Source organism: Devosia sp. YIM 151766 (genome assembly GCF_030285925.1).
Lineage (GTDB): Bacteria > Pseudomonadota > Alphaproteobacteria > Rhizobiales > Devosiaceae > Devosia.
This window is the reverse complement of record NZ_CP127251.1, coordinates 2,461,442-2,486,348: the sequence shown is the minus strand read 5'-3', so window position 1 is coordinate 2,486,348 and position 24,907 is coordinate 2,461,442. Positions and strand designations below refer to the sequence as shown.

Annotated in this window: 22 protein-coding genes; 1 reads left to right on the top strand and 21 read right to left on the bottom strand. The window is 64.5% G+C overall.

From position 1 onward, the window contains the following. Nucleotides 1-54: 54 nt before the first annotated feature. The 10 genes from O9Z70_RS12245 to O9Z70_RS12200 all read right to left on the bottom strand — a co-directional run bounded on the left by O9Z70_RS12245 (nucleotide 55) and on the right by O9Z70_RS12200 (nucleotide 11,191). Nucleotides 55-1,758 (bottom strand): hypothetical protein, encoded by a 1,704-nt coding sequence (locus O9Z70_RS12245; RefSeq protein ID WP_286019731.1) that lies wholly within the window; start codon nucleotides 1,756-1,758, stop codon nucleotides 55-57. Next, nucleotides 1,755-2,903, bottom strand: coding sequence for a protein-glutamate methylesterase/protein-glutamine glutaminase (locus O9Z70_RS12240; protein WP_286019730.1), 1,149 nt, complete (start codon nucleotides 2,901-2,903; stop codon nucleotides 1,755-1,757). The genes O9Z70_RS12245 and O9Z70_RS12240 overlap by 4 nt, the downstream gene beginning before the upstream one ends. 9 nt (nucleotides 2,904-2,912) lie before the next feature. After that, entirely contained in the window at nucleotides 2,913-3,788 is an 876-nt protein-coding gene (locus tag O9Z70_RS12235; protein ID WP_286019729.1) for a CheR family methyltransferase, read from the bottom strand. A 63-nt stretch (nucleotides 3,789-3,851) separates the two neighbouring features. Next, a complete protein-coding gene (locus O9Z70_RS12230; protein ID WP_286019728.1) occupies nucleotides 3,852-4,316 on the bottom strand; it encodes a chemotaxis protein CheW in 465 nt (154 codons plus the stop codon). 82 nt (nucleotides 4,317-4,398) lie between these two features. Continuing rightward, on the bottom strand, nucleotides 4,399-6,486 hold the full coding sequence (locus O9Z70_RS12225) for a HAMP domain-containing methyl-accepting chemotaxis protein (RefSeq protein ID WP_286019727.1): 2,088 nt from the start codon (nucleotides 6,484-6,486) through the stop codon (nucleotides 4,399-4,401). Further along, nucleotides 6,483-6,980 (bottom strand): chemotaxis protein CheW, encoded by a 498-nt coding sequence (locus O9Z70_RS12220; RefSeq protein WP_286019726.1) that lies wholly within the window; start codon nucleotides 6,978-6,980, stop codon nucleotides 6,483-6,485. The genes O9Z70_RS12225 and O9Z70_RS12220 overlap by 4 nt, the downstream gene beginning before the upstream one ends. Then, complete coding sequence (locus O9Z70_RS12215; protein ID WP_286019725.1) at nucleotides 6,977-8,977, bottom strand: chemotaxis protein CheA; 2,001 nt, start codon at nucleotides 8,975-8,977, stop codon at nucleotides 6,977-6,979. The genes O9Z70_RS12220 and O9Z70_RS12215 overlap by 4 nt, the downstream gene beginning before the upstream one ends. Next, nucleotides 8,974-9,342: a response regulator gene (locus O9Z70_RS12210; RefSeq protein ID WP_286019724.1), complete on the bottom strand. Its 369-nt coding sequence runs from the start codon at nucleotides 9,340-9,342 to the stop codon at nucleotides 8,974-8,976. The genes O9Z70_RS12215 and O9Z70_RS12210 overlap by 4 nt, the downstream gene beginning before the upstream one ends. Nucleotides 9,343-9,354: 12 nt before the next feature. Then, entirely contained in the window at nucleotides 9,355-9,675 is a 321-nt protein-coding gene (locus tag O9Z70_RS12205; protein WP_286019723.1) for an STAS domain-containing protein, read from the bottom strand. Nucleotides 9,676-10,141: 466 nt separating this feature from the next. Then, nucleotides 10,142-11,191 carry an HD domain-containing phosphohydrolase gene (locus O9Z70_RS12200; RefSeq protein ID WP_286019722.1) on the bottom strand — a complete coding sequence of 350 codons (1,050 nt, stop codon included), beginning with the start codon at nucleotides 11,189-11,191 and terminating at the stop codon, nucleotides 10,142-10,144. Nucleotides 11,192-11,335: 144 nt separating this feature from the next. On the opposite strand from O9Z70_RS12200, the gene O9Z70_RS12195 reads away from it, so the two are divergent. Continuing rightward, entirely contained in the window at nucleotides 11,336-12,547 is a 1,212-nt protein-coding gene (locus tag O9Z70_RS12195; protein ID WP_286019721.1) for a TIGR03862 family flavoprotein, read from the top strand. 21 nt (nucleotides 12,548-12,568) lie between these two features. On the opposite strand, the gene O9Z70_RS12190 is transcribed toward O9Z70_RS12195, so the two are convergent. The 11 genes from O9Z70_RS12190 to pal all read right to left on the bottom strand — a co-directional run bounded on the left by O9Z70_RS12190 (nucleotide 12,569) and on the right by pal (nucleotide 24,655). After that, nucleotides 12,569-13,546, bottom strand: coding sequence for a cation diffusion facilitator family transporter (locus O9Z70_RS12190; protein ID WP_286019720.1), 978 nt, complete (start codon nucleotides 13,544-13,546; stop codon nucleotides 12,569-12,571). Between the two features lie 392 nt (nucleotides 13,547-13,938). Continuing rightward, nucleotides 13,939-14,259: an ArsR/SmtB family transcription factor gene (locus O9Z70_RS12185; protein WP_286019719.1), complete on the bottom strand. Its 321-nt coding sequence runs from the start codon at nucleotides 14,257-14,259 to the stop codon at nucleotides 13,939-13,941. Nucleotides 14,260-14,326: 67 nt separating this feature from the next. Continuing rightward, nucleotides 14,327-16,204 carry an ABC transporter ATP-binding protein gene (locus O9Z70_RS12180; protein ID WP_286019718.1) on the bottom strand — a complete coding sequence of 626 codons (1,878 nt, stop codon included), beginning with the start codon at nucleotides 16,202-16,204 and terminating at the stop codon, nucleotides 14,327-14,329. A 42-nt stretch (nucleotides 16,205-16,246) separates the two neighbouring features. Continuing rightward, on the bottom strand, nucleotides 16,247-16,936 hold the full coding sequence (locus tag O9Z70_RS12175; RefSeq protein WP_286019717.1) for a pyrimidine 5'-nucleotidase: 690 nt from the start codon (nucleotides 16,934-16,936) through the stop codon (nucleotides 16,247-16,249). Between the two features lie 79 nt (nucleotides 16,937-17,015). After that, complete coding sequence (locus O9Z70_RS12170) at nucleotides 17,016-18,236, bottom strand: aq_1923 C-terminal domain (protein WP_286019716.1); 1,221 nt, start codon at nucleotides 18,234-18,236, stop codon at nucleotides 17,016-17,018. Between the two features lie 95 nt (nucleotides 18,237-18,331). Then, entirely contained in the window at nucleotides 18,332-19,858 is a 1,527-nt protein-coding gene (gene ilvA / locus O9Z70_RS12165; RefSeq protein WP_286019715.1) for a threonine ammonia-lyase, biosynthetic, read from the bottom strand. Between the two features lie 65 nt (nucleotides 19,859-19,923). Next, nucleotides 19,924-20,700 carry a sulfite exporter TauE/SafE family protein gene (locus O9Z70_RS12160; protein WP_286019714.1) on the bottom strand — a complete coding sequence of 259 codons (777 nt, stop codon included), beginning with the start codon at nucleotides 20,698-20,700 and terminating at the stop codon, nucleotides 19,924-19,926. A 70-nt stretch (nucleotides 20,701-20,770) separates the two neighbouring features. Then, nucleotides 20,771-21,673 (bottom strand): acetylglutamate kinase, encoded by a 903-nt coding sequence (argB, locus tag O9Z70_RS12155; RefSeq protein ID WP_286019713.1) that lies wholly within the window; start codon nucleotides 21,671-21,673, stop codon nucleotides 20,771-20,773. 141 nt (nucleotides 21,674-21,814) lie between these two features. Next, nucleotides 21,815-23,089, bottom strand: coding sequence for a tRNA lysidine(34) synthetase TilS (gene tilS / locus O9Z70_RS12150; RefSeq protein WP_286019712.1), 1,275 nt, complete (start codon nucleotides 23,087-23,089; stop codon nucleotides 21,815-21,817). Continuing rightward, nucleotides 23,074-24,042, bottom strand: a complete 969-nt coding sequence (ybgF, locus tag O9Z70_RS12145) for a tol-pal system protein YbgF (RefSeq protein ID WP_286019711.1) — start codon at nucleotides 24,040-24,042, stop codon at nucleotides 23,074-23,076. Before ybgF ends, tilS begins: the two co-directional genes overlap by 16 nt. Nucleotides 24,043-24,205: 163 nt before the next feature. After that, nucleotides 24,206-24,655 (bottom strand): peptidoglycan-associated lipoprotein Pal, encoded by a 450-nt coding sequence (pal, locus tag O9Z70_RS12140; protein WP_286022008.1) that lies wholly within the window; start codon nucleotides 24,653-24,655, stop codon nucleotides 24,206-24,208. Nucleotides 24,656-24,907: the final 252 nt, after the last annotated feature.

Below are 24,907 nucleotides of genomic sequence, written 5' to 3'. Positions count from 1 at the left end.
TCAACGCGCCGCTGCCACAGGCAGCGGCGCGTTATCGTCTCAGCATCCCCGCGCCTACAACATGAAGGCGTCGAGCTCCGTTTCGCCTTGCGGCTCGGGAGCGGCGTTGAGAGGGAATATTCGGTCGTGGATCATGCGCTCGGCTTCCATCGTGTAGCTGCCGCGCAATTGGCCGAGAATGTCGGTCAGGGGCGATGACAGCGTCGAGGGCAGGGACTGGCTCGTGAGGCTGGCAATGGCGAGAGCCGTATCGTCCAGAATTTCGGCCAGAGCGGACTGGCCGGACAGGCGGCGCGCCGCCCCATCGAGCAGGCCGATGACCTTGGGACCATCGGAATTGAGGCGGGCGAGGGCAGCGGCGATGCGCTGGTCGAGCTGACCGAGGATATCGAGGGCCAGATTGGCCTGTTCTTCCAACTCGCCGATCTGACCGGCGCCATTGCCGCTGGCGGCGGCGCCGAAGGAGCCGGCAAGGGCCGAGGATTGATCGAGTTGGGTCATGGCGGCTTCGGCCGCGACGACCGTTTCCGTAGTCAGCTCCCGCAATTGCATGGCGATGACGGTCAGCGAAGCGCCGCGCGGCCCCAATTGGGCGCAGCGCACGGCGGCGTTGAGGCTGACCAGGCGCATATTGGCCTCGATGTCCTGCACGGCACCGACATGATCGAGCAGGACGCGGACCGTTTCCTGCACCGCATTGGCCACGATTTCCAGCTTGGCCCGTTCGCTCTCGAAGTCCTTGAGAATGGTGACGGCGGTGCGCAATTGGGCGCTGAGACTGGCAATGGCCGAGGATTGGCCCCGGTCGTCGCCGTGGAAATCGCGGCTGCGCGCCATGATGGTGCCGGCGTCGCTGGCCAGGGCGTTGAGGTCCTGCTCGGCCTGCTCGACTTCCTGGGCGAAAGCGGCGGCGATGTCGGTGAGCTGGGTTTGTTGAAGCATGGTCAGCGCAGCGATGGCGCCGGGCCGGTCTGTCGGCTCGATCGTGTCGCCGGCAACGAGCTCTTCGAGGCGCGCCAGGCCGGCTTCGACATGTTCGAGGCGTTGCCGGGTGGCATCGCCCACCTGCAAGGACATCACGGCGCTACCGATCCGGCCGACGATCTGCCGTGAGACGCGGCCGGTTTCGGCGCTGCTGTCGACGGCGGCGGCGCGTTGGCGGTCCAGGGCCTCGATGGTGGCCGTGAGGCTTTGGGCAAGGCCGGAAAGCGTATCGGCATGAGCCGCCTCGAAGCGGGCGCGCTGAGCGGCGGCGCGATCCACTTCGGTGGTCAATTGCCGATAGACCTGGGCGAATTCCTGAATGGTCTGGCTGGCCGAGTCGGAGAGGGTAGCGATATCGGTGGTGAAGACGTCGAAATCGTCGCTGTCCCCGACAATGCTGGCGGCGGTGACCCGGGCGTTGATCGAGACGATGCCCATCATCTTCACGGCGCGCCGTAGATCGGAAATGGGCGAATTGGCGGCCGCGACAACTTCGACCAGCCGCGCCAGATCGGCCTTTTCCTGGCCGAAAGTGCCGGAGAGCGCATCGGCTCTCGCAACCACGGCGCCAAGATGGGCCAGCGCCTCCTCGACCTCGGCGCCTTGCAGGGCATCGGGCAGGGCTCCGAACAGCTTGCTCAGGGTATTGAGCAAGGCGGCGCCTTCGGTCAGGCGCATACCCACTGCGACGAAGGCGGTTTCGATGTCCCGCCTCGGGCGGGCGAGGTCGTCGGCGAGACGATGGATCCGGGCTGGATCGAGCGGCGTGGTCATGCTTTGTCTCCTGCGCCCGTTCTGGCCTTGCGGCCGAAAGCGGCGATTTCTCCGGCCATCTTGTTGAGCGGCAGAACGCGGCTGGCGGCGCCGCGTTGAATGGCTTCCTTGGGCATGCCGAAGACCACGCTGCTCGCCTCGTCCTGGGCGAGGGTGGGGCTGCCCATCTGGCGCATTTCCAGCAGGCCCCTGGCGCCGTCATCGCCCATGCCGGTCAGCAGCATGCCCATGGCGTTCCGGCCGGCCGATTGGGCGGTGGAGCGGAACAGCACGTCCACCGAGGGGCGGTGGCGCGACACATGCGGACCATCCGCGATCCGCACCGTATAGCGCGTGCCGTTGCGCACCAGCAGCATGTGCAGGTTGCCCGGCGCGATCAGCGCCAGGCCGGATTGCACCAGGTCGCCATCCTCGGCTTCCTTGACGCGGATGGCGCAGGTGGCGTCGAGCCGCCGGGCGAAGGCGGAGGTGAATTTCTCGGGCATGTGCTGGACGATGAGAATGGCCGGGCTGTCCGCGGGCAGCGCTTCCAGCACTTCCCGCAACGCCTCGGTGCCGCCGGTGGAGGCGCCAATGGCTACGAGGGACTCGCTGACTGGCAGGCGGCTCATGAGGCTGTGCCGTCGGGCCTCCGACAAAGGCGGCATGATGGCGTCGGCGGTCAGCTTGGCTTCGACCTTTAGGTCCGATTGCGCTTGAATGACGGGCGAGGATTTCTGGACGCCGCGCATCTTGGCCTGGGCGGCTGCTTTGGCGGCGTCACAGATGCGCATGCGCGATTCCTGCAGGAACTGGGCGGTGTCGACCCGGGGCTTGGCCACCACATCGACCGCGCCGGCTTCCAGCGCCTGCATCAGCGTCTCGGAGCCGGACTGGGCGAGGCTGGAGCAGATGACCACGGGAATGGGCCGCTGCGACATGATTTTGCGCAGGAATGTCAGCCCGTCCATGCGCGGCAATTCGATGTCGAGGAAAATGACATCGGGCACTTCCTGGCGGATGCGTTCGACCGCCACATAGGGGTCGGCGGCCGTGGCCATGACCTCGAGGTCGGGATCGGCAGAGATGATGTCGCTCAGCGTCGTGCGCACGGAGGCGCTGTCGTCGACGATCAGGACGCGGATTTTACCGCTTTTGGCGCTCATAACACGGACTCAGATCTTCTGAAACACCGACGGGGCAACCTGCCGCATGGTGATGGATGTCCCCACCATAGACTCGGAATGTCCAAGCAAGAGGTAACCGCCGGGCCGCAAATGGCCGATCAGGCGGGAAATGACCGCTGCCTGGTCGGGCTTGTCGAAATAGATCAGCACATTGCGCAGGAAAATGATGTCGACGTCCCGATCGACCCGATAGGTATCCGACATGAGGTTGAGCCGGCCGAACCGCACCAGCCGGCGCAATTCGGGCGCGATGCGGATATCGGGCCGGATGCCGGCTTTGCGGGCGAACATCAGATAGCGCGACTGCATGGTTTGCGGCACGGGCGCGATCATCTCGGCCGGATAGACGGCGCGGCGCCCTTGCGCCAAAACCTCGGTGGAAACATCGGTGCCCAGGATGGCGAAGCGAAAATCGCGGCGTTGCGCCGCCATGTCGGCCAGTACCATGGCGATGGTATAGGCTTCGGCACCGGTCGAACTGGCGGCGCTCCAGATCTTGAGTTGCGGATTGCGCTCGCCGGCGCGCAATGTCAGCAATTCGGGCACCAGCAATTTCTCCATCAGGTGGAAATGCTCGGGCTCGCGGAAGAAATCGGTCTTGTTGGTGGTGACGGCGTTGATGAGAAAGGGCAGTTCGCTGTCCAGCCCGTTCTGGCGGAACAGGTAGTCGCCATAGGCGCGCAGATTGTTCAGTTCGAGCGCGCGCATGCGCTTGCGCAACCGGCCCTCCACCATCAGCCGCTTGGTCGGGGGCAGGCGGATGCCCACCTGCTCCCCGATCAGGCTGGAGATGCGCTGGAAGTCGGCGGTGCTCAAATGGTCGGGGTCGGCGGATACGGGCAGGGCTCGGGCAAGATTGGACAAGGCGAACTCCGGATACTCATAAAAGCGGCGGGCATGGACTAGCCAGCCGATGAGGCGGGTGGATCATGCGGCCTGGCCGGCCAGATCCGCGACCTCGCCGAGCAAGCGGTCGAGATTGAGCACCGTGACGAATCTGCCATTGCGGCGGCCGATGCCCTCGATGCAATGCCCGCTCCAGCCGGCCTTGATGGCCGGCGGCGGACCGAGTTCGTCGCTGTCGAGCACCGTGACCTCGAAGACCCGGTCGGCCCGCAGGCCGAGGATGACCTCGCCAGTCGAGCCCGTCACCGAGAGCACCACGATACGGGTGTTTTCGGTATCCGCGGCCTCGGCCATGTCCAGCGTCAGGCGCAGATCGAGTACCGGTACGCCCTGCCCGCGCACGTCGATCATGCCGAGCAGGTTTTCCGGGGCGCGGGGCAGGCGGGCTATGGGCCGCATGTCGAGGATTTCCTGGACGCGGCTGACGGGCGCGGCGAACATTTCCTCGCCGACGCCCAGGGTTACATATTGCGATCGTTCGGCCATGACGTTTTCCCTATTACTCGGCGCGAGATGGACGGCTGATCCCGGCCAGCCTTCTGGACGGCCGGGATCGGAGCACCGTCGATCAGGCGGCGCCGCGGCGGGTGAACTCGCTGTCGAGATCGTCGTGATCATCGCCGTCGAGGTCGAGGTCGAAACCGCCGCCCTGGGCCATCTTGCCCTGGCCGGACCGGCGCATATGCGGCGCCTTGGCCAGGATGGCCTGCTTCAGGTCGCCGGATGACCTGGCCGGGCTATTGGCCGTCACCGGCATGGCGCCCGCCTCGATGCGGAAATAGCTGATCGCGGCCTGCAATTGCTCGGCCTGGCTGGCCAGTTCCTCGGCGGTCGAGGACATTTCCTCGGCGGCGGAGGTGTTTTGCTGGGTCACCTTGTCGAGCTGCTGGATCGCGGTGTTGATCTGCGCCGCACCGGCATTCTGCTCGCGGCTGCCGGCGGAGATTTCCTCCACCAGTTCCGCCGTGCGCTGGATGTCGGGCACGAGCTGGCCGAGCATCTCGCCGGCCGACTGAGCGGCCTTGACCGTGGTGCCGGACAAGGTCGAGATTTCGGCCGCCGCCGCCTGGCTGCGTTCGGCGAGCTTGCGCACTTCCGAAGCCACCACGGCGAAGCCACGGCCATGTTCGCCGGCGCGGGCGGCTTCCACCGCGGCGTTGAGGGCGAGCAGGTCGGTCTGGCGGGCAATCTCCTGCACGACCATGATCTTTTCGGCGATGGTCTGCATGGCGGCGACGGCATTGTTCACCGCTTCGCCGGAGGCGATGGCGTCGGCAGCGGACTGGCGGGCGATCTTCTCGGTCTGGGAGGCATTGTCGGCCGATTGCTTGATGGTGGCGGCCATTTCCTCCATCGAGGCCGAGGCCTCTTCGGTCGAGGATGCCTGTTCGGTGGCGCCCTGGCTCAACTGCTCGGCGGTAGCCGACATTTCCTGGCTGCCGGCGGTGACGTTATGAGTGGCGGCGGTCACCTCGGAGACCACTTCGCGCAGCTTGGCGGTCATGGCGTTGAGGGCCTTGATCAGATCGCCGACCTCGTCGTCGGACTTGAGATCGGCAGTGGCGCTGAGATCGCCATTCGACACGTCGGTGGCCAGGCGCACGGCGCTGTTCATGGCCCGGGTGATCGAAACCACGATCCAGGTGGCGGCGACCGCGGCGATGATGACCGAGCCGATCAGCAGCGCGATCAGGAACAGGCGGCTCTGTTCATAAAGCGTATTGGCCTCGGCGAGGGCGGTGGCCACGGTCTGTTCGTTGCGAGCAACGATCCGGTCGATCGTGGCGACGGCCTCGGCCCGCAGCGGCGCGCCGATCTTGTCGACGATTTCGGTGGCGTTGAACTGCGAGCGCTGGATGGCAATGGTATTGCCCTTTTCCATCGCCGTGAACATGGCGTCGAAATCGGACCGCAATTCGGAGACGAGCGCGGCTTCGGACGGACCTGCCAGGCGCGCTAGCCGGTCGATATTGGGCTGCATGCGGTCATAGACGCCGTCGAAGTCGCCGAACCATTCATCCTGCTTGGCCGGGTTGCTGGACGCCAGCAGCACATTGCGGTGCTGGCGGAATACGTCGCTGGCGTCGAGGAAGAGGGTGCTGGCGGCCTCATAGGCGGGGAAAGCCGAGGCATCGCCGGCCATCACGCGCTGCGACAGGGCGGGCAGCAGCTTGCCCATGGTGTTTTCGACGGCGGTGATCGCGGCGCTGCCTTCCGAAGTGGTGATGGCGAAAGCCGTCGTATCGGTATTCTTCATGGCCTCGGCCCTGGCATCGCCAAGCGTGGCCCAATAGGTATCGAGCGTAGCGATGAAGCTCTGCATGTCGCTGGCATTGTCGACATTGGTGAAGCTGCCGGCCAGATCGTGCGCGACAGCGTTCAGCTCGTCAAAATTCTGCTGCATGGCGGCCTGCCGCGTGATCAGTTCCGCATCCTCATTGCTGAGCAGCATGGCCCGCATATTGTTGGACAGGGCGGTGAGCTCGACCTGGATTTCCTTGAGCTGCTGCGAGCGCTGGACCGGTCCATTGATCACCGTGTCCATGGATTGGTTGATCGTTCCCAAGCCCTGCAAAGCCAGGAACATACTGGCGCCGGACAGCGCAACCACGGCAACGAATGTCGCCGCCAGTTTTGTCTTGATAGTCAGTCTCACGATGCTGGCCTTTCTTCTGATGCTGCCAAGGGCGGGGTTCTGCCGCCCTGTGTTTCGAAAATCCGTTCCATGTTCGGAATGATGATGAAGCCGCCATTGCGCTTGCCGATGCCCTTGACGAATTCGGGGCGCCAGCGCATGCCGACCTTGGGAGCCTCCTCGATGGACGCGGTCTCGATATCGGTGACGTCATGCACCTTGTCGGCGAGGATGCCGGCAATGGTCGGCTCGCCATCTATGTCCACTTCCATGACGACGATGCGGGTATCCTCGTCCGGTTCGGGCCGTTCCATGCCGAACATGACCCGCAGGTCCGCCAGCGGCACGACGCGCCCGCGCACATTGATGAGGCCGCCAACATAAGGCGGCGCATTGGGCACTTCGGTGATGGGGACGAGATCGAGAATCTCGCGCACCTTTCCAGCCTCGACGGCGAACAATTCGTCCTGGAGGCGAATGGTGAGCGCGTTCATCGGTGTATCAGGCGCACTCATGCTGCCCTCCCGGCGATGGAATGGTCGACATAGGCCTGCCCGGACGCCGCCAGATGGGCGGTGTCCAGAATGAGCGCCACCGAACCGTCGCCGAGAATGGTGGCCCCGGAAAAGGATTTGAGCGACGAGTGGAGCTTGGAGAGCTGCTTGATGACCGTCTGGTTGTTGCCGATGATCTGGTCGACGACGAGGCCGACACGGCCTTCTCCGGACGAGACGATCACCACCTTCTGGTGCTGCTCGGCCGGCGCCGTGGTGCCGAAGACCTCGCGCAGCCGCAGATAGGGCACCAGCGCGCCGCGGATATCGAGGAAGTTGCGGCCCTTGGCATGGGCCTCGATGCCTTCGGGTAGCTCGACGCATTCCTCCACGGCAGCCAAGGGAATGGTGTAGCGGCCATTGCCGACGCGCACCAGCATGCCGTCGATGATGGCCAGGGTCAGCGGCAGGCGGAGCGTCGCCGTGGTGCCCTGGCCGGGAATTGTCGACAGCTCTATGGTGCCGCGCAGTCCGTCAATGGTGCGCTTGACCACGTCCATGCCGACGCCGCGGCCCGAAAGCGAGGTCACTTCATTGGCCGTGGAAAAGCCCGGTGCGAAGATCAGTTGATAAAGTTCTTGTTCGGTCAGCTTGCTGTCCGCAGCGATGATGCCGTTTTCCTCGGCCTTGGCGCGGATGCGGGCGGCGTCGAGGCCGGCGCCGTCATCGCTGACCGCAATGGTTACTTCCGCGCCCGAATACACCGCCGACAAACGGACGCTGCCCTGGGCCTGCTTGCCGGAGGCCCGCCGCTTTTCCTCGCTTTCGAGGCCATGATCCACCGCGTTGCGGATGAGATGCACCAATGGATCTGCGAGGCGCTCGATCATGGTCTTGTCGAGCTCGGTTTCCTCGCCGGAGGTGATGAACTCGATCGGCTTGCCGAGCTCGCCGGAAAGGTCGTGCACGAGGCGGCGGAAACGGCCGAATAGCGAACCGATGGGTACCATGCGAATGCCCATAGTGGTATCGCGCAGGCCCGAGGACAAACGCTCCAGTTCCTCGGCGATGGTCTTGAGCGCGGTGTCGGAACTGAGGGCGGCGATCTGGCTGAGGCGCGCCTGGGCAATCACCAATTCGCCCACGCGGTCCATGAGCTCGTCCAGCCGTTCGGCCGGGACGCGCAGCGAGGTCGCGGCCGGGGCGCCATCCGGCTTGTCGCTCGGGCGTGGGCGCGGCGCCGGCTCCTTAGGCTGCGGCGCGGCGGCAGCCGGTGCGGCTTCGGCGGGAGATGTGTCGGGATTGTCCAATGGCGTCAGCGTCAGTTCCATATTGTCGCGCAGGAACAGGAAGACATCGTCGATGGCGCCGGATGGATCGTCGGCCTCGATATCGACCTGCCAGCCGATATGGGGCACTTCGGGATCGAGGATGCCGAGTTCCGGTACGCGGTCGGTCAGCGCGGTCACCTTGGTGGGACCGATCTCCGCCAATTCATCGAGCAGCAGCAGCGGATTGGTTCCATAGATCAAGGCGTCGGCGGGGAGATAGAAGACCAGCCGCCAGAACCTGGATGCCTTTGCCGGGGCAGGGGCCTGCGGTTCAGATACGCGCCGCTGCGCTGGTGTTTCCTGTGCTTCGGCCGGACCGCCCTCGACGACGTTCCGCAGATGGGCGAGAATCCTGTCGCCGCCTTCGACCCGGGTTTCGGGGCTCTCGATCAGCAGGTGGATATGATCCTTGGCGTCGAGCGCCACCTGGATCAGCGCGGCATCGGCCTGGCTCTGGCCCTTGCGGACCCGGTCGAAGGCGGTCTCGAATTCATGGACGAATTCGGCCACGGCGGTGAAGCCGAACATGGCGCCCGAGCCCTTGATCGTGTGCAGCGCCCGGAAGGACGAATTGATCAGGTCGTCATTGGCGGGGTCCTGCGCCAGATCGAGCAGGCCGGCTTCGAGCTGGTCGAGCAGTTCGCGGGCTTCCTGCCGGAAGGTTTCGGTGGGGTCTGAGATGTTCATGCGCCTGTCACCTTTTTAATGACGGCCAGCAATTGGTCCTGCTTGAAGGGTTTGACGATCCAGCCGGTGGCCCCGGCTTCCTTGGCCTGGCGCTTGAGCTCTTCGTCGGATTCCGTGGTCAAAAGGATGATCGGCACGCCCTTGCTGGCGGGGTGCTGCCGGTATTTCCTGATGAACTCGATGCCATTGAGGACCGGCATGTTGAGGTCGGTCAGGATCGCGTGGACTGTATTGGCGATGGCCTTGTCATAGCCTTCGGCGCCATTGGCGGCCTCGATGACGTCGAGCCCGGCCGAGATCAGCGTCATGGACACCATCTGCCGGATGGAAGCGGAATCATCGATGGTCAGAATGGTCTTGCTCATGCCGTTGCGTCCTTAAGGCTGATCGGAGGAAATGGCCCAGAATCCCCGGTTGGGCTGGGCGGGCGACAGGAAGCCGGCATCGCTCAGGACAGCGTGCAGCGCCGGGCTCACCGGCGCGGCCATGAGCAAGGTCCGGCCCTGCGCCTCTGCGGAAACGCGGGCGGCGATCAGCGATTGCACGGTGGTGAGATCGGCGGCGGTCAGGGACCGGGTGTCGACGCTGACGGCCTGGTGGCTCTTGAGGGCTGCGCCGAGGCCGGCTGCGACGTCCGCCGCGAACTTGATGCCGGCATCACCCGACAATAGGTGCGTGTGGATTGGTGTCCCGGTCATGAGCCTGACCGGGTTTGGCTGCTTGTAATGGGCGACATTCTGTCTTTCTACCGTAAGTGCCTTCTGGGAATCGGTAGCCGAAAATAGGACTGGCGCGTACCTGACCCGCTTTGTTGCAGTGAACTGGTTCCATTCGCCGTATTCCCATCCGGCTTGTTACTATATTCGCACTCACTACTTAACCGACGGTTACTTCTTGAAATGTTTTAAAAACCTTCATAGCAAGTATTATTAGTTAAACTGGAAATACATATGATACATCATTCCCTGTTCTTGAATCATGGGTGAATTGACTCTGGCGCCCTGCGAGTCGATTCAGAATCGAGACGCAAGAAAACCAAATGTAATATTTTTGATTCAGCGGTGGAGCCGGCGATGCCAGGGCTCGCTTGCCAAGATCAGGCAGCAGGACACATTCGGCAATCGTCCCGCGCGGCGGTCCGGAGGCGGGAACGATTGGTCAGGTCTAGAGACCAGCGGCCTTGAGGGGCGGCTCGCCCTGCATGATGGTGTGGATGTCCGCCCATTTGGCCTCGAAGGCGGCGACGCAGGCCGGATCGAAATGGCTACCGCCGCACTGGACGATTTCAGCATAGGCTTTTTCGATCGGCCAGGCGGCTTTGTAGGGCCGCTCTGAACACAGGGCATCGAAGACATCGGCCAGGGCCACGATGCGCGCCTCGACCGGAATGTCGGTGCCGGCCAAGCGGTCGGGATAACCGGTGCCGTCCCATTTCTCGTGATGGCTCTGGGCGATCAGCTCCGCGGTGCGGATCAGGTCGGAATCGCCGCGTTCGAGAATACGTGCCCCGATGCTCACATGTTCGCGCATGATGGTCATTTCCTCGGGCGTCAGCTTGCCGGGCTTGGAGAGGATGGCGTCGGCAATGCCGATCTTGCCGATATCGTGCAGGGGGGCGGCCAGATAGATCATGCGGCAGCGATCGGGCGGCAGGCCGATGCCCTCGGCGATAATCTGGCTGATCTGGGCCACGCGGGAAACATGTTCGCCGGTATCGCCATCGCGATATTCGATGGCCCGGGCCAGGCGGTAGATGATCTCCTCCTCGCGGGCCAGCAGATGGGCGGTGGCGCGCTCGACTTCGCGGGTCAGCCATTGGGCGCGGTCGGCCAGTTCCACCTGCGCCTGACGCAGAGCCAGCAGGTTGGAAACCCGGGCCTGTAATTCGATGCGGTCGAAAGGCTTATGCAGGAAATCGGTGGCGCCGGCCTTGATGGCGCCGATGCGAAGATCTTTGTCCATGTCGGAGGTGACCATGATCACCGGCACAGTGCGATAGGCGGGACGCGAGCGCAGGGCCCCGGTGAAGGCGACCCCGTCCATTTCCGGCATGATATGGTCGACGATGACGAGGTCGAACTGTTCGGTGCCGCATTTTTCCAGCGCCGCGAGCGGACTGAGACAAAGCTCCGGCTTGTCCCCCAACGTCTCCTGGACGATGGAGCCGATCAGGGCCAGGCTCGATCGGCTATCGTCGACGACCAGAAGGCGCATGCGCAGAGATCCCCCATCTCCTATCGGGGGAATGATAGCCAAGAAGCTCTTAGGCGAAACTTAACGGGCGAAATCGCCGCGAATGGCGATCTTTGCCTAAGGTCATGCTATGGCGGGGCCGAACTGGACAGATGAAAGCCGGATATGGGCGCAGGACGGATCGGCATTGTGGGTGGTGGGCCGGCGGGGCTTATGGCGGCGGAAGCCGCGGCTCGGAAGGGCGCGGGCGTGACCCTGTTCGAGGCGATGCCCAGCGTCGGCCGCAAGCTGCTCATGGCGGGTAAGTCCGGGCTCAACATTACGCATGCCGAGGACCATGAGGCGCTGCTCGGCCGCTATGGGGCAGGGCGCCTGCGGCTCAAATCCGCGCTGGACCATTTCGGCAGCGCGGCGGTGCGCGAATGGTGCGCCGGGCTCGGGGTGGAGATCTTCGTCGGGTCCTCGGGCCGGGTCTTTCCCAGGGCGATGAAGGCGTCGCCGCTGCTGCGGGCCTGGCTCGGCCGCTTGGCTGAACTGGGTGTCGAAATCCGCACGCGGCATCGCTGGGTCGGGTTCGAGGGCGATCGCCTGCTGTTCGACACGCCGAATGGCCGGCCGGCCGAAACCTTCGACGCCGTGGTGCTGGCATTGGGCGGGGCGAGCTGGCCGAAACTGGGTTCGGATGGCGCCTGGCTGCCATTTCTTGAAGGGAAAGGCGTGAGCGTGGCGCCGTTCCGGCCGGCCAATAATGGCTTCGAAACCGATTGGAGCCCGGTCTTTGTCGAAAGATTCGCCGGCGCACCGGTCAAGGCCGTGACCGCCCGGAGCGCGCTGGGAGGAATGCCGGGTGAATTCGTGGTCACCGCCTGGGGCGTCGAGGGGAGCTTGATTTACGCGCATTCCGCGGCACTGCGCGAGGCGCTGGAGCGGGGCGAGCCAGCCGCGCTGGAACTCGATCTGGCTCCGGGGCGGAGCCTCGACCGGCTGTGCCGTGATCTCGAGCGCCAGCCGGCTAAGGCCAGCTTTGCCAACAGGCTGCGCAAGGGGGCCGGGCTCGATGGCGTCAAGCTGGGCCTGCTGCGTGAATTGGTGCCCGACATAGCCGGCCTCGCCGCGCCGGTGCTGGCGCAGCGGATCAAGTCGCTCAAGCTCCCGGTCAAGCGCGCGCGGCCGATCGCCGAGGCGATCTCGGTGGCCGGGGGCGTCGCCTGGGATGGGGTGGACGAGCAGTTCATGCTGAAATCGGCACCGGGCCTGTTCGTCGCCGGCGAGATGCTGGATTGGGAGGCGCCGACCGGCGGCTATCTGCTGACGGCGTGCCTCGCTACCGGACGAGCGGCGGGAATGGCCGCGGCGCATTATGCGGCAGAATCATAGCCGTGCTGCCAGAGCGGCCGATCAGGCCGAGCCGCCGGGAGACTGCGCCGGGCAGGCGGCGCCCTCACCGCTCCAATCGATTTCGATAGTGGCGTGGTTGACGCCGTGTTCCCGCCATAGGGCGTCGCGCACGGCGGCGGTTAGCTTGGCCGGATCGGCTCTCGGCGCCAGTTGAATTTCCAGCGTCGCCATGGTCTGGCCCGATGACAGCGACCAGACATGCAGGTGCCCGACGCCGGCGAGACCGGGAATATTGGCCAGCAATTCCTGCTGCAATTGCGCCGGATCGAAGCCGTCGGGAGCGCCTTCCATCAAGATGTTGAAGGTGCGCATCAGCAGAGCCCAGGCGCTGCGCAGGATCAAGAGGCTGACCAGAACCGACAGGATCGGGTCGATGGGCATCCAGCCGGTCAGCCAGATGATGATGGCGGCGGCGATGGCGCCGACCGAGCCGAGCAGGTCGCCCAGCACATGCAGCAGCGCGCCCTTGATGTTCACATGGTCGGCATCGGCGGTGGAGAGGATGCGGAACACCAGCAGGTTGATCAGCAGGCCCAGGACGGCGACCACGAGCATAGGGCCGGCCAGAACCTCCTGCGGCTCCAGGAAGCGCTGCACGGCCTCATAGGCGATCCAGGCGACCAGCGCGAAGAGGGTAATGGCATTGATCAGCCCGGCCAGTACTTCGAGACGCGAATAGCCGAAACTGCGGCGCGCATCGGCGGGGCGACGGCCGAGCCGGAAACCCAGCCAGGCGAGGAACAGGGCCACGGTATCGGTGAGCATATGGCCGGCATCGGCGATCAGGGCCAGCGAGCCGGAGAGAACGCCGCCGATTAATTCGACGAGCATGAAGCTGCCGGTCAGCAGCAGGCCGATCAGCACAGCGCGCTCATTGCCGGCGCTGACCTTGGGCGCATGGCTATGGCCGGCATGATCGTGGTCATGAGCATGGCCGGAATGCTGGTGATGATGGTGGGGGTCAGGCGCGGACATCATGGCATCTTTCTTAGATGCATATATGAATACTCGTTCATATGATAAAGTCAAGGATGAATGTGGAGCCTTGCCGAGAGCAACAGCGCGGCAGGATCGGAACCCCTCCGCAAGACGAACGCGGCTGCTTGCTGGTGCTCATGAAAGGTCCTGCGGTTCCTTCGCCCCCTCCCCCTTGAGGGGAGGGCCGGGGTGGGGGTGCTGCGGTTCCTACACAACCGGCAGCCTCGCCCTGGCTCCGACACCCCCACCCTCAATCCCTCCCTTAAAGGGGAGGGAGGCGATGGAGCCGCCCCGTTCGGCTGTCACCCTGTGATTTCCGCTGGTCCGGAATGAAGTTATGCCCGTTCGCCATCTGAGCCCATCAATGGCCCTGATCCGATGCTCACCCTTATCTACGCCTCGTCGTCCTCGCCCCCATCATGCTCTTCCATCGCATGGTCGAGCATGTCGGTGAGCATATTGGCGATGTGGTCGTCGGCGGCTTCGTAGAAGACCTGTTTGTTGCGCCTGGTGCCGCGGACGAGGCGGGCGGCGCGGAGCAGGCGGAGGTGGTGGCTGACCAGCGATTGGCTGGCGCCGGTGGCCTTGGCGATGTCGCCGACGGCGATGGGGCCTTCGAGGCAGGTCAGCAGGACCTTGAGCCTGGTGGGGTCGCCGAGCAAGCGATAGGTCTCGGCGATGACCGTGATGTAGTTTTCTTCGGGCAGGGGCAAGGACGGCGTCCTTCTGGGCTTGCTACATCTCTAGGTAAGGCGCTTTGCCGGACTTGGCCAGATAGGCTCAGCGATAGCCGGCGGCCTGCAATTCGAACAATTCTGCATAGCGGCCCTGGCGCTTGACGAGTTCCTCATGGGTGCCGGATTCGAGAATGGCGCCATTGTCGAGCACTAGGATGCGGTCGGCCATGCGCACTGTCGAGAAGCGATGCGAGATGATCACTGCCGTCTTGCCCTGGGCCAGGCCCTTGAAACGGGCGAAGACCTCGGCCTCGGCCTTGGCGTCGAGGGCGGCGGTGGGCTCATCGAGAATGATGAGTTCGGCGTCGCGCATATAGGCGCGGGCAATGGCGACCTTCTGCCATTCGCCGCCGGAAAGGTCGCGCCCCTGCTTGAACAGGCGGCCCAATTGCTGGTCATAGCCCTGGGGCAGCTTGGCGATGACGCTATCGGCCAGGCTCTGTTCGGCGGCCTGGTCGATGCGGGCCTGGTCCTCGCGCGCCTCGATGCGGCCGACGCCGATATTGTCGCGGGCGGTGAAGCTGTAGCGGATGAAATCCTGGAAGATGACGCCGACATGGGCATGGATGTCCTTGGGGTCCATGTCCCTGACATCCACACCATCGATGCTGATGCGGCCTTCGCTGGGATCGTAGAGGCGGGTCAGCAGCTTGGCGATGGTGGTCTTGCCGGCGCCGTTCTCGCCCACCAGCGCCAATGTCTCTCCGGCGGGCAGGGTGAAGGAGAGGTTGCGCACCACCCAATTGTCGGTTTCGGGATAGCGGAAGCCGACATTTTCAAAACAGATCCCCTTGGCGATCGGCACCGGAAAGGGCTTTGGCTCGGCCGGCGGCAGCACGGTCGGCTCGATCTCGAAGAAGGAGAAAAGATCGTCCAGATACATCGATTGCCCGGCGATCTGGGTGAAGCCGAGAAGGATTTTCTGGAACAGGCCATTGAGCCGGAGGAACGAGCCGGACAGGAATGTCAAATCCCCCAGGGTGAATTCGCCGGCAATGGTGCGCCAGACGATGAAGCCATAGGCGGCGTAATAGGCCAGGCTGGCAACGCCGGTGAACAGGGCGCCCCAGCCGGCGCGCAGCAGGGCGATGCGGCGGTTTTCGAGGAAAATCTGATGGGCGAGGGTGCGGAAGCGGGCGATGAGATAATCGCCCAGGCCGAACAGCTTGACCTCCTTGGCGGTTTCGGCGCTGGCCCCGATATGGCGCAGATATTCGATCTCGCGCCGTTCCGGCGTGCGCCAGCGGCTTACCATATAGGCCAGGGTGTTGAAGCGGGTCTCGCCCCAGATGGAGGGGATGAAGCTCAGCGGCAGCAGCAGGATCAGCCAGGGCGCATAGATGAACAGGCCCGCCGCCAGGGTCAGGACGGTGAGAATATCCTGGGCCTGGCCGAACATCTGGCTCAATAGCGCATTGCGCCCGGCGGCCTGGCGCCGCGCCCGCTCGAGGCGGTCCTGATATTCGGCGCTTTCGAAATGTTGCAGGTCGAGCCGGGCCGCATGGGCCATGAGTTCGATGCTGACCTGGTTGGCATGGAGCTCGGAGAGGATGGAATCGACGAGGCCGGTGGCCCGCGCGATTATGTCATTGGCCAGGACCAGCGCAAATTCCAGCAGCAGGAAGCCGAGCACCGGATTGAGCAATCCGGTCTCCCACCAATCCATGATGCCGGGTCCGGGCGGGGTGGTGCCGCTCAGCCGCACCACTTCGTCGACGATGAGCTTGGCCGTAAACAGCACCGCCACCGGTTGCAGCGCCGCGATCAGGCGCAAGCCGATACTGGCCAGGGTCAGCCAGCGGCTGGTGCGCCAGATCTGGGCGACCAGGCGGCCCAGATGAGCCAGGTTTTCGAGGCGTTGCCGAAGAGTGGGATTTTCGTCGGGAAGCGGGGGCGGACGGCGTCCGGGCAGGTCGGTCATGGCGCAATATGTAGCGCGCGGCCGGCGCGGCGGAAATAGGGCCTAACGCAGATTGCGCAGAAAACCGGCCAGATCGGCGGTGACGTGATGCACATGCGGGCCATCGGCCCGGTCCATCTCCCAGGCATCGATCTGTTCATGAACAAAATCGTCGCCGGCTACCACCTGAACCGTGGCCATGCCCATTTCGTGCGGCACGACGAGGTTCTTCTCCAGATCGTCGAACATGATGGCGCGGGTCGGGTCGATGCCGTGGCGGGCGAAGAAGCCGTCATAGGCCGCGCGGTGCGGCTTGGGCACGAAGGTCATGGCGCGGATATCGTGGACGTCTTCGAAAAGGTCGGTGCCGCCCAGGCGCGACAGCACCGAGCGGGCATGGCCGGTATCGCCATTGGTGAGGATGAATTTCCGGCCGGGCAGGGCGCGGATGGCATCGACCAGTTCGGGATGCGGATCGACCGGGGAATAGTCGATGGCGTGGACATTGTTGAGGAAATGGTTGGGATCGATGCTGTGCTGCTGCATCAGCCCGTTCAGCGTGGTGCCGAAATCGCGGTAATAATTCTTCTGCAGGATGCGGGCGGCGGCGAAATCCAGCCGGGTGATATCCATCACATAATGGGTGATGCGGATATCGATCTGCGCGAACAGATTGCATTGGCGGGGATAGAGGGTGTTGTCGAGATCGAACACCCATTCGGTGACATGGCTGAAGCTGGAAAACATGGACATGGCGGCATGATGCCACAAAAAGATAAACGCTTCATCAGAGGCGATGCGGGAGCCGGTGGCCGGCTCCCGCAAAAACACGTTACTGGTTGGCCGCGACCGTCAGCCCCAGGGCCGTGATCAGGCCGGCCGGATTGGCGGCCGCGGCGGCCAGGACCAGGAAGCTGGTGGGGCTGGGCGGCGCCACGGCGATCTCGAAGCTCTGCGGATCGTCGAGGAAGGCATTCACCTGGGGAACGACCAGTTCGGTCAGGGCGGGCACGCCGGCCTGGCCGATCATGGCGGGAACCATGGGCTTGATGACTTCGACGAACTGGGCGCGGCCGACACCGGACTGGGCCGCGAACATGTCGAGGAGATTGCCGGCCAGCCCGGCATCGTCATAGCGGACCGAGGCGCTGACAATGCTCAGGGCCTGGGCGATTTCCATGCCGGTCATCATCTGCCGGGCCTGGGCTTCCTCGCTGGTCGATTCGAGATCCAGCGCCTGCATGGCATAGACCTTGTCGAGCACGTCCATGGTGAAGCCGGTGATCTCGAAGGTGAAATCCAACGCGCCGATATCGGCGAAATCGAGCAGAAGCTGCTCGATCGCCAGATGTCCGTCCTCCATGGTCCAGCTCATCGACTGGGTGATGTTGCCGCTGACCGTGTCGAGGCCCAGCGCCTCGATGATAGCGGCGGTCTCGGGTTCGTCCTCGCCTATAATGGACAGATCGGCCCAGATATTGGCGATCGAGACATCCGAGCGGACGCTTTCGAGGGATTCGTCGGCGGCGTAGGAAAAGTCCGAGAGCATTTCCATGCTTTCGATCCTGATGATCTCGGCGCCGTCGCGGCTGACGACCAATGGACCGGTCGCGACCCGGGCAACGGTCTGCATCAGCGATTCCGCGCTGGTATCGCCCTCGGGCGGCAGCCAGATATCCTGCGCCACCATGCCGGTAAGGCTGACATGCCCGACCGGATCGCTGGCGAATTCGGTGTCGATGTCGGGAATGCGCAATTCCCGGGCGGTGAAGCTGCCGTCCTCGTATTCCTCGACGCCGGTAAAGGTCAGCGTGATATCGAACTGGGTGGGTTCTTCGTCGACGCCGGCAATGCCGATCCGGACGCCCTCGACAATGACATCGCTGCCCTGGACGCTGGCCGGGCCGAAGCTGAATTCGTAGCCATTGGCCTGATAGACCGTCTCGATGCGATCGATGAAGGCGTCGGCGTCCAGCGCCATGGCGGGCTGCATCATCGCCAGCGTGGCCAGGCCGGTGGCCAGCATGAGGCCCTTTGTCTGCATCGTCTTCATCGTCCATTCCCTCAATATTGAAAATCGGGGCAGTTGCGCCCCGGCGCCGTCATTTGAAAATTGCCGCTTGTCCCGCCAATTGCAAGGACATGGGGCTAAAATGCGTCGCCCAGATCGAGGAATTGCCGATAGGCCGGATTTTCGGTTTCGTCCCAATAGGGGAAGCCGATGGCGTCGATATGGGCCAGCAGGTCGGCGCGGGTGTCTTCGGATACCTGGATGCCCACCAGCACCCGCCCGTAATCGGCGCCGTGATTGCGGTAGTGAAACAGGGAGATGTTCCAGGAATCGTTGAGCCCTTCGAGGAATTTCAGCAGCGCTCCCGGCCGCTCCGGGAACTGGAAACGGAACACTCTTTCGTCGGCGAGGCCGGCGACCCGGCCGCCCACCATATAGCGCACATGGAGCTTGGCGACCTCGTTGTCGGTCATGTCGGTAACGCCCAGGCCATGGGCTTCGAGCAGCGCGATGATCTCGCGTTTTTCCGCATCGCCGCCCGAGAGCTTGACCCCGACAAAGATATTGGCGCTGGCGCCGGGGGCGAAGCGATAATTGAATTCGGTGATGGCGCGCTGGCCGATCAGGCGGATGAAGGCGCGATAGGAGCCGGGCCGTTCCGGGATGGTCACGGCCAGCAGCGCCTCGGCCCGCTCGCCGATCTCGGCGCGTTCGGCGACATGGCGCAGGCGATCGAAATTGACATTGGCGCCCGAATTGATGGCGATGAGCGCGCCCTGGGGCGCGGTACCGTTCTCGACGTCGCGCCGCAGGCCGGCCAGGGCCAGCGCCCCAGCCGGCTCGGTAATGGCGCGGTGATCGTCGAAAATATCCTTGATGGCGGCGCAGATCTCGTCGGTGCTGACGGTGACGATGTCGTCGAGCAGGTCGCGGCAGAGGCGGAAGGTTTCCTCGCCGACCTGGCGCACCGCCACGCCATCGGCGAACAGGCCCACCTGGTCGAGCGGCACCGGTCTACCGGCGGCGATGGCGGCCTTCATGCTGGCCGCTTCCTCCGGTTCGACGCCGATGACGCGGATGTCGGGGCGCAGGAATTTGACGAAGCTGGCAATGCCGGCGGCGAGCCCGCCGCCGCCTATGGGCACATAGATGGCGCCGATGGGCTCGGGATGCTGACGCATCAGTTCGAGCCCCACCGTGCCCTGGCCGGCAATGACATCGGGATCGTCGAAGGGATGGACGAAGACATAGCCGTGCCGTTCGGCCAGCCCAGCCGCATGGGCGCGGGCCGCGTCGAAACCGTCGCCGAACAGCACCACCTCGCCGCCCAGGCGCTTGACCGCATTGACCTTGATGAGCGGGGTGGTCGTGGGCATGACGATGACGGAGCGGATGCCCAGCCGGGTCGCCGACAGCGCCACGCCCTGGGCGTGGTTGCCGGCCGAGGCGCAGATGACGCCGCGGGCGCGCTCGCCGGCGCTCAGATGCACGATGCGGTTATGGGCGCCGCGAATCTTGAAGGAGAAGACCGGCTGCAAATCCTCGCGCTTGACCAGAATATCGCGTCCGAGCCGTTCGGAGAGCAGTTCCATGGGCTCGAGCGGGGTCTGCTCGGCCACTTCATAGACCGAGGAGGTCAGGATCTTGCGGATATAATCGGTCATGGCGGGCTCCGGAAACTGCCGGTGATGGACGCCCGCAGGGGCGAAAAGTCAACAGCGTCGGCGCTTCAGCTCAGCAATTGCCAGGTCTGGAAACAGGCCAGGGCCATGACGAGACCGCCGACCAGCATCATCAGCCGCTGGGCCGGGATCATGCGCACGACGAAGCCGGCCAGCGGCGCTGCCAGGACGCCGCCCACGACCAGGCCGGCCACCGACCAGATATGGCGCTCTATGCCATCGGCCTCTTCCCAATGGCCGGTCAGGAGCGCGGTGACGAAGGCGATGGAGACGGCGGTGGTGACGAAGAATTCCACCGTATTGACCGTGCCCACGACATAACGCGGCGCGCCGCCGGAGCCGATCAGGCTGGAGGTGACGATAGGCCCCCAGCCGCCGCCGCCCGCCGCGTCGACAAAACCGCCGGCCACGCCCAGCGGCAGCACGATGCGGGTTCTGGGGTCTTTATAGGCGCCGCGAATGCGGAAGGCGCGGAAGAGGATATAGATGCCGAGCAGGCCGAGATAGATGGTGACGAAGGGGCGCAGGACCGCGCCGTCGATGGCGGTCAGCACATAGGTTCCCAGAATGCCGCCCAGAATGCCCGCTGGCGCCAGGCGCCAGAACAGCCGCCAGTTCACATTGCGGTGGCTGACATGGCTGGTGGCCGAGGCGGCCGTGGTGAACATTTCGGCGGCATGGACGCTCGCCGAGGCGGCGGCGGGCGGCACGCCGAAGGCCAGCAGCATGGTGGAAGAGACCACGCCATAGGCCATGCCCAGCGCCCCGTCGACGATCTGGGCGAAGAAGCCCACGGCTGCGAAGATGAAGAACTCTGGTCCCAAGAGGCTATTCGCTCCGCGGCTGGCCGTGACGTCCGCGGTGACAACCGGGCCGGGGGGCGCGGCGTTCCATTCAGCGCACGATCAGCGTGCCGGCGCCGTGCTCGGTGAACAATTCCACCAGCACGACATGCGGCGTCTTGCCATTGAGGATCACCACCCCCTCTACGCCATTGTCCAGCGCTTCGAGGCAGGTTTCGACCTTGGGGATCATGCCGCCGGAAATGGTGCCGTCGGCGATCAGCGCCTTGGCTTCGCGCACCGTCAGCTCCGGCATCAGTTTGCCTTGCCGGTCGAGCACACCGGGCACGTCGGTGAGGAACAGGAGGCGCTTGGCGCCCAGCGAGCCGGCAATGGCGCCGGCAAAGGTATCGGCGTTGATATTATAGGTATTGCCGTCATGGCCCGGCGCCACCGGGGCGATGACCGGGATCATTTCCGAGCGCGCCAGCAGATCGAGCAAGGTCCGATCCACCTCCACCGGCTCGCCGACAAAGCCCAGATCGAGCACGCGTTCGATATTGGAGCCGGGGTCCTTGACGGTCTTTTCCGCCTTTTTGGCGAAGACCATATTGCCGTCCTTGCCGCATAGCCCGATGGCCCATTCGCCTTCGGCATTGATCAGGGCGACGATTTCCTTGTTGATCGAGCCGGCCAGGACCATCTCGACCACTTCCATGGTGCGGGCGTCGGTGACGCGCAGGCCGCCCTCGAACTTGGATTCGATGCCCAGATTCTTGAGCATGGACGCGATCTGCGGACCGCCGCCATGTACGACGATGGGATTGACCTTGGATTGCTTGAGCAGGGCGATATCGCGGGCGAAAGCCTGGCCCAGCGCGGGATCGCCCATGGCATGGCCGCCATATTTCACCACGACGGTCTTGCCCTCATAGCGCTGCATATAGGGCAGGGCCTGGGCCAGGATGCCCGCATCGTGGCTGAACCGGTCGGTGGACGGATTATCGTTGGACATGGCTCAGGGGCTCCTCAGGACGGTCGGGGAAAGGGTCTATTCGATTTTGCCGGGGGTTTAAATCGGCAATGCGGATAAATTTCTTGCACAGCCCCGATAGGCCTCATGGCGTTTCTCACGCCATGTTGCGCACATGAAATGTCAGTCAATCAGAAATTCCATACGCACCCGCTCATCGAACGACCAATTGCCCAGCGCCAGGAGGTTTCCATCGGCGTCGCGCACCAGCGGGGCGGTGCGGATGGCTTCGGTGGGACTGGCGACCTTGACGCCCAACAGGCTTTCGAGCTGGTGGCGCGGCATGGCATCGGTGGCGCCGGCGACGAGGCCGATAGTGCCGGACCGATTGGCGATGCGGAAGCGCCGGTCCCAGACCAGTTCGCCGTCCGGCGGCAGTTCCCGGTCTTCGGGCAGGGCCCGGCCCGGTTCGCGCGCGATGGCCAGCCTGTCGCCCCGGAGCCGGACCACGGCGCCCAGCAGCGTGACGGCGCGGGGCAATCCGTGGTCGGCGATCTGGTCGTAAAGCCGTTCCACCTGGCCAAGGGCCCGCGGTTTCTGGCGGCCGCCGACAATCTTGAGTACCCGGCCCAGAACCCGCCTGCCGATCGCGGGGCTGAGGCTTTGCAGGGCGGCCAAGGGCAGGGTGGCGGCGCCGAAACCGTCAAACCCGACCAATTCGGCAAAGACCGGCCCGGCCATCTCGGTCAAGGCCGCGTCGGCCTCCGCCATCCGGGTGGCGAAGCGCGACAGGACGGCGCTGTCCAGCCCTTCCTCGGCCAGGGCCGGCAATAGCTGGCGCCAGCGGACGCGCTCATAGCTGGTATCGTCGTTGGAGGGATCCCGGGCGGCCACCAGGCCGGCCTCGTCCACCAAAGCGGCGAGAATGGCCGGCTCGATATCGAGCAGGGGGCGGAAGATGCGCAGGCCTTCGACATGGGCCAGCGGCGTCATGGCCTTGAGCCCCTCGATGCCGCTGCCATGAGCCAGCCGCATCAGCACGGTTTCGGCCTGGTCGGCGCGGTGATGGGCGGTGAGCAACAGGGTGGCGCCATCGGCGCGCATGGCCTCGCCGATCAGCCGGTAGCGCGCCTGGCGCGCCGCCTCCTGCAGGCCGGTTTCCGGCTTTGGGCCGGTCCAGGCCAGTCCGCGCGCCGGCAGGCCTGCTTGGGCCGCGATGTTGAGCACCATGGCCATTTCGTCCGCCGCTTCGCGGCGCAATCCATGGTCGAGGCTATAAACGAAGAGCCTGGGAGCATTGGCCAGGCCGGCGGCCCAGTTCCGGGCCAGGAGCATCAGCGCCAGACTGTCCGGCCCGCCGGAAACGGCAAGGCCGATGGCCGGCTCGGCGGCAGCCGGCGCGAAAAGACGCGCCAGCATCGCCGGATCGCGCAGGCCGGCGGTCAGGCCGGCGGACATTCGGCCCGGGTCTTCTCCTCGGCCAGCCGGGTCTGGAAGGCCGGAATGGTGTCGGTATAGCGCCGCTCGATCTCGGCGAAGGTGCGGCAGGCGGTTTCGCGCTCGCCCACGCCGGAAAGCGACATGCCCAGCTTGAGCAGCAGGTCCGGCGCCCGCGGATGGTCGGCATTCTTCTGATAGGCTTCCACCAGCACGTCCGCCGCTTCGGCATAGGCCGAGCGGGCCATCAGCGCCTCGCCCAGCCAATTGGCGGCGTCGGCCGCCTGGGGATTGTCCGGATAGAGTTCCAGGAACTGGCCGAATTGCTGCTCGGCGAAATCGTAATCGCCGTTGATCAGCGCTTCATAGCCGGCCCGGAACTGCGCATCGGCGTCGGGATTGCCGCTGGCCTCGGCGCGGGGATCATAGCTGAGATTGAGCGGCTGGCCGGTGATGAGGTCGATGCCTCCCGCCTGGCCGGTGCCCACCAGCGGATCGGACGATTCGCCGATGGAGCCGTCGTCGAAGGAAGGATCGAATTCCTGCTCGCCCGGCAGTGGCCGCACCCCCTGCTCGGGGATGATGGTGGGGGAAACGGTTTCGTCGGTGGATGGGGCAGGGTCCTGCGGCAACGCCTCAGGCTGCGTCGCGCCGCCTGGTGGGGTTGCCGCCTCAGTTTTTCCCGGCGCACCGCCTTCCAGCTGCTCGAAGCGGAATTCGCTGTCTTCCTGGAAGCGGTTGAGGATTTCCTGCAATTGGGTGAGCTGGAAGGTCAGTCCCTCGATCTGGCCATTGAGCAGGCGGATCTGCTCCTCCATCTGCTGGATGCGCACCATGACCTGGGCGCTGTCGGCCTGGGCGACGAGCATGCGTTGCGGCGGCAGGGTCTGCGCCTGGACGCCATTGGCCGCCAGGCCAAGGCCGAGAGCGCATAGCGCCACGCCGCTCCATTTTGAAATTCGTCCTAAGGTCAAGCCTGGTCTCCAATGTTGCTGCCAGCCAAGATGGGTTCTTTCCCGGTGCCGATAAAGGGCAATTTTGGTAAAAAGAAAGCACCCGGGCCTTTTTAGGGGCTCCGGGCGCTCTTGCCTCCAGTTTGCACTGGATCAGGTCGGCTTTGATGAAAAGCCGTGTCTCTTACTGGACCACGGTGACCGCGCGGCGGTTCTGGCTCCAGCAGGAAATGTCGTTGCAGATGGCGACCGGGCGTTCCTTGCCGAAGGACTGGCTGGTGATGCGCTGGGCATTGACGCCGCGGCTGACCAGATAATTGACCACCACCGAGGACCGGCGGGCGCCGAGCGCGATATTATATTCGCGGGTGCCGCGTTCGTCGGCATGGCCTTCGATCATCACGCGGTAATTGGCATATTGGTTGAGCCATTGGGCCTGCTTGTCCAGCGTGGCCATGGCTTCGCTGGTCAGCGAGCTGGAATCGGTGGTGAAAAAGACGCGATCGCCGACGGTGACGATGAATTCCTGCTGGCTGCCCGGCGCGCCGGCGCCGGTATTGCCGACGCCGGTCAGACCGACATTATCGGTGGCGCTGCGGGAACAAGCGGCAAGCACGATGACGAACAGCATCATCGCGGCGGCGCGCAGAACATTGTTGATGGGTGCGGGGATGACCACGTGAGGCTCCTGAAAGCTACAATCTTAAGCGCAGCATTTACCGCGCTTAATCTTAAAAGCCGGTGTGCCAACGTGGTTAATCTTTGCCTATTGGGGCGCGGATGTGGCAGGAATCGGGGCTTTTTTGTGATGTTGCCCTTCGGCCACAGCGGGAGAGCGCCTGGGCGTTAAGGTTAAAGGGGATGAATCCACCAAAGCGCGTCACCC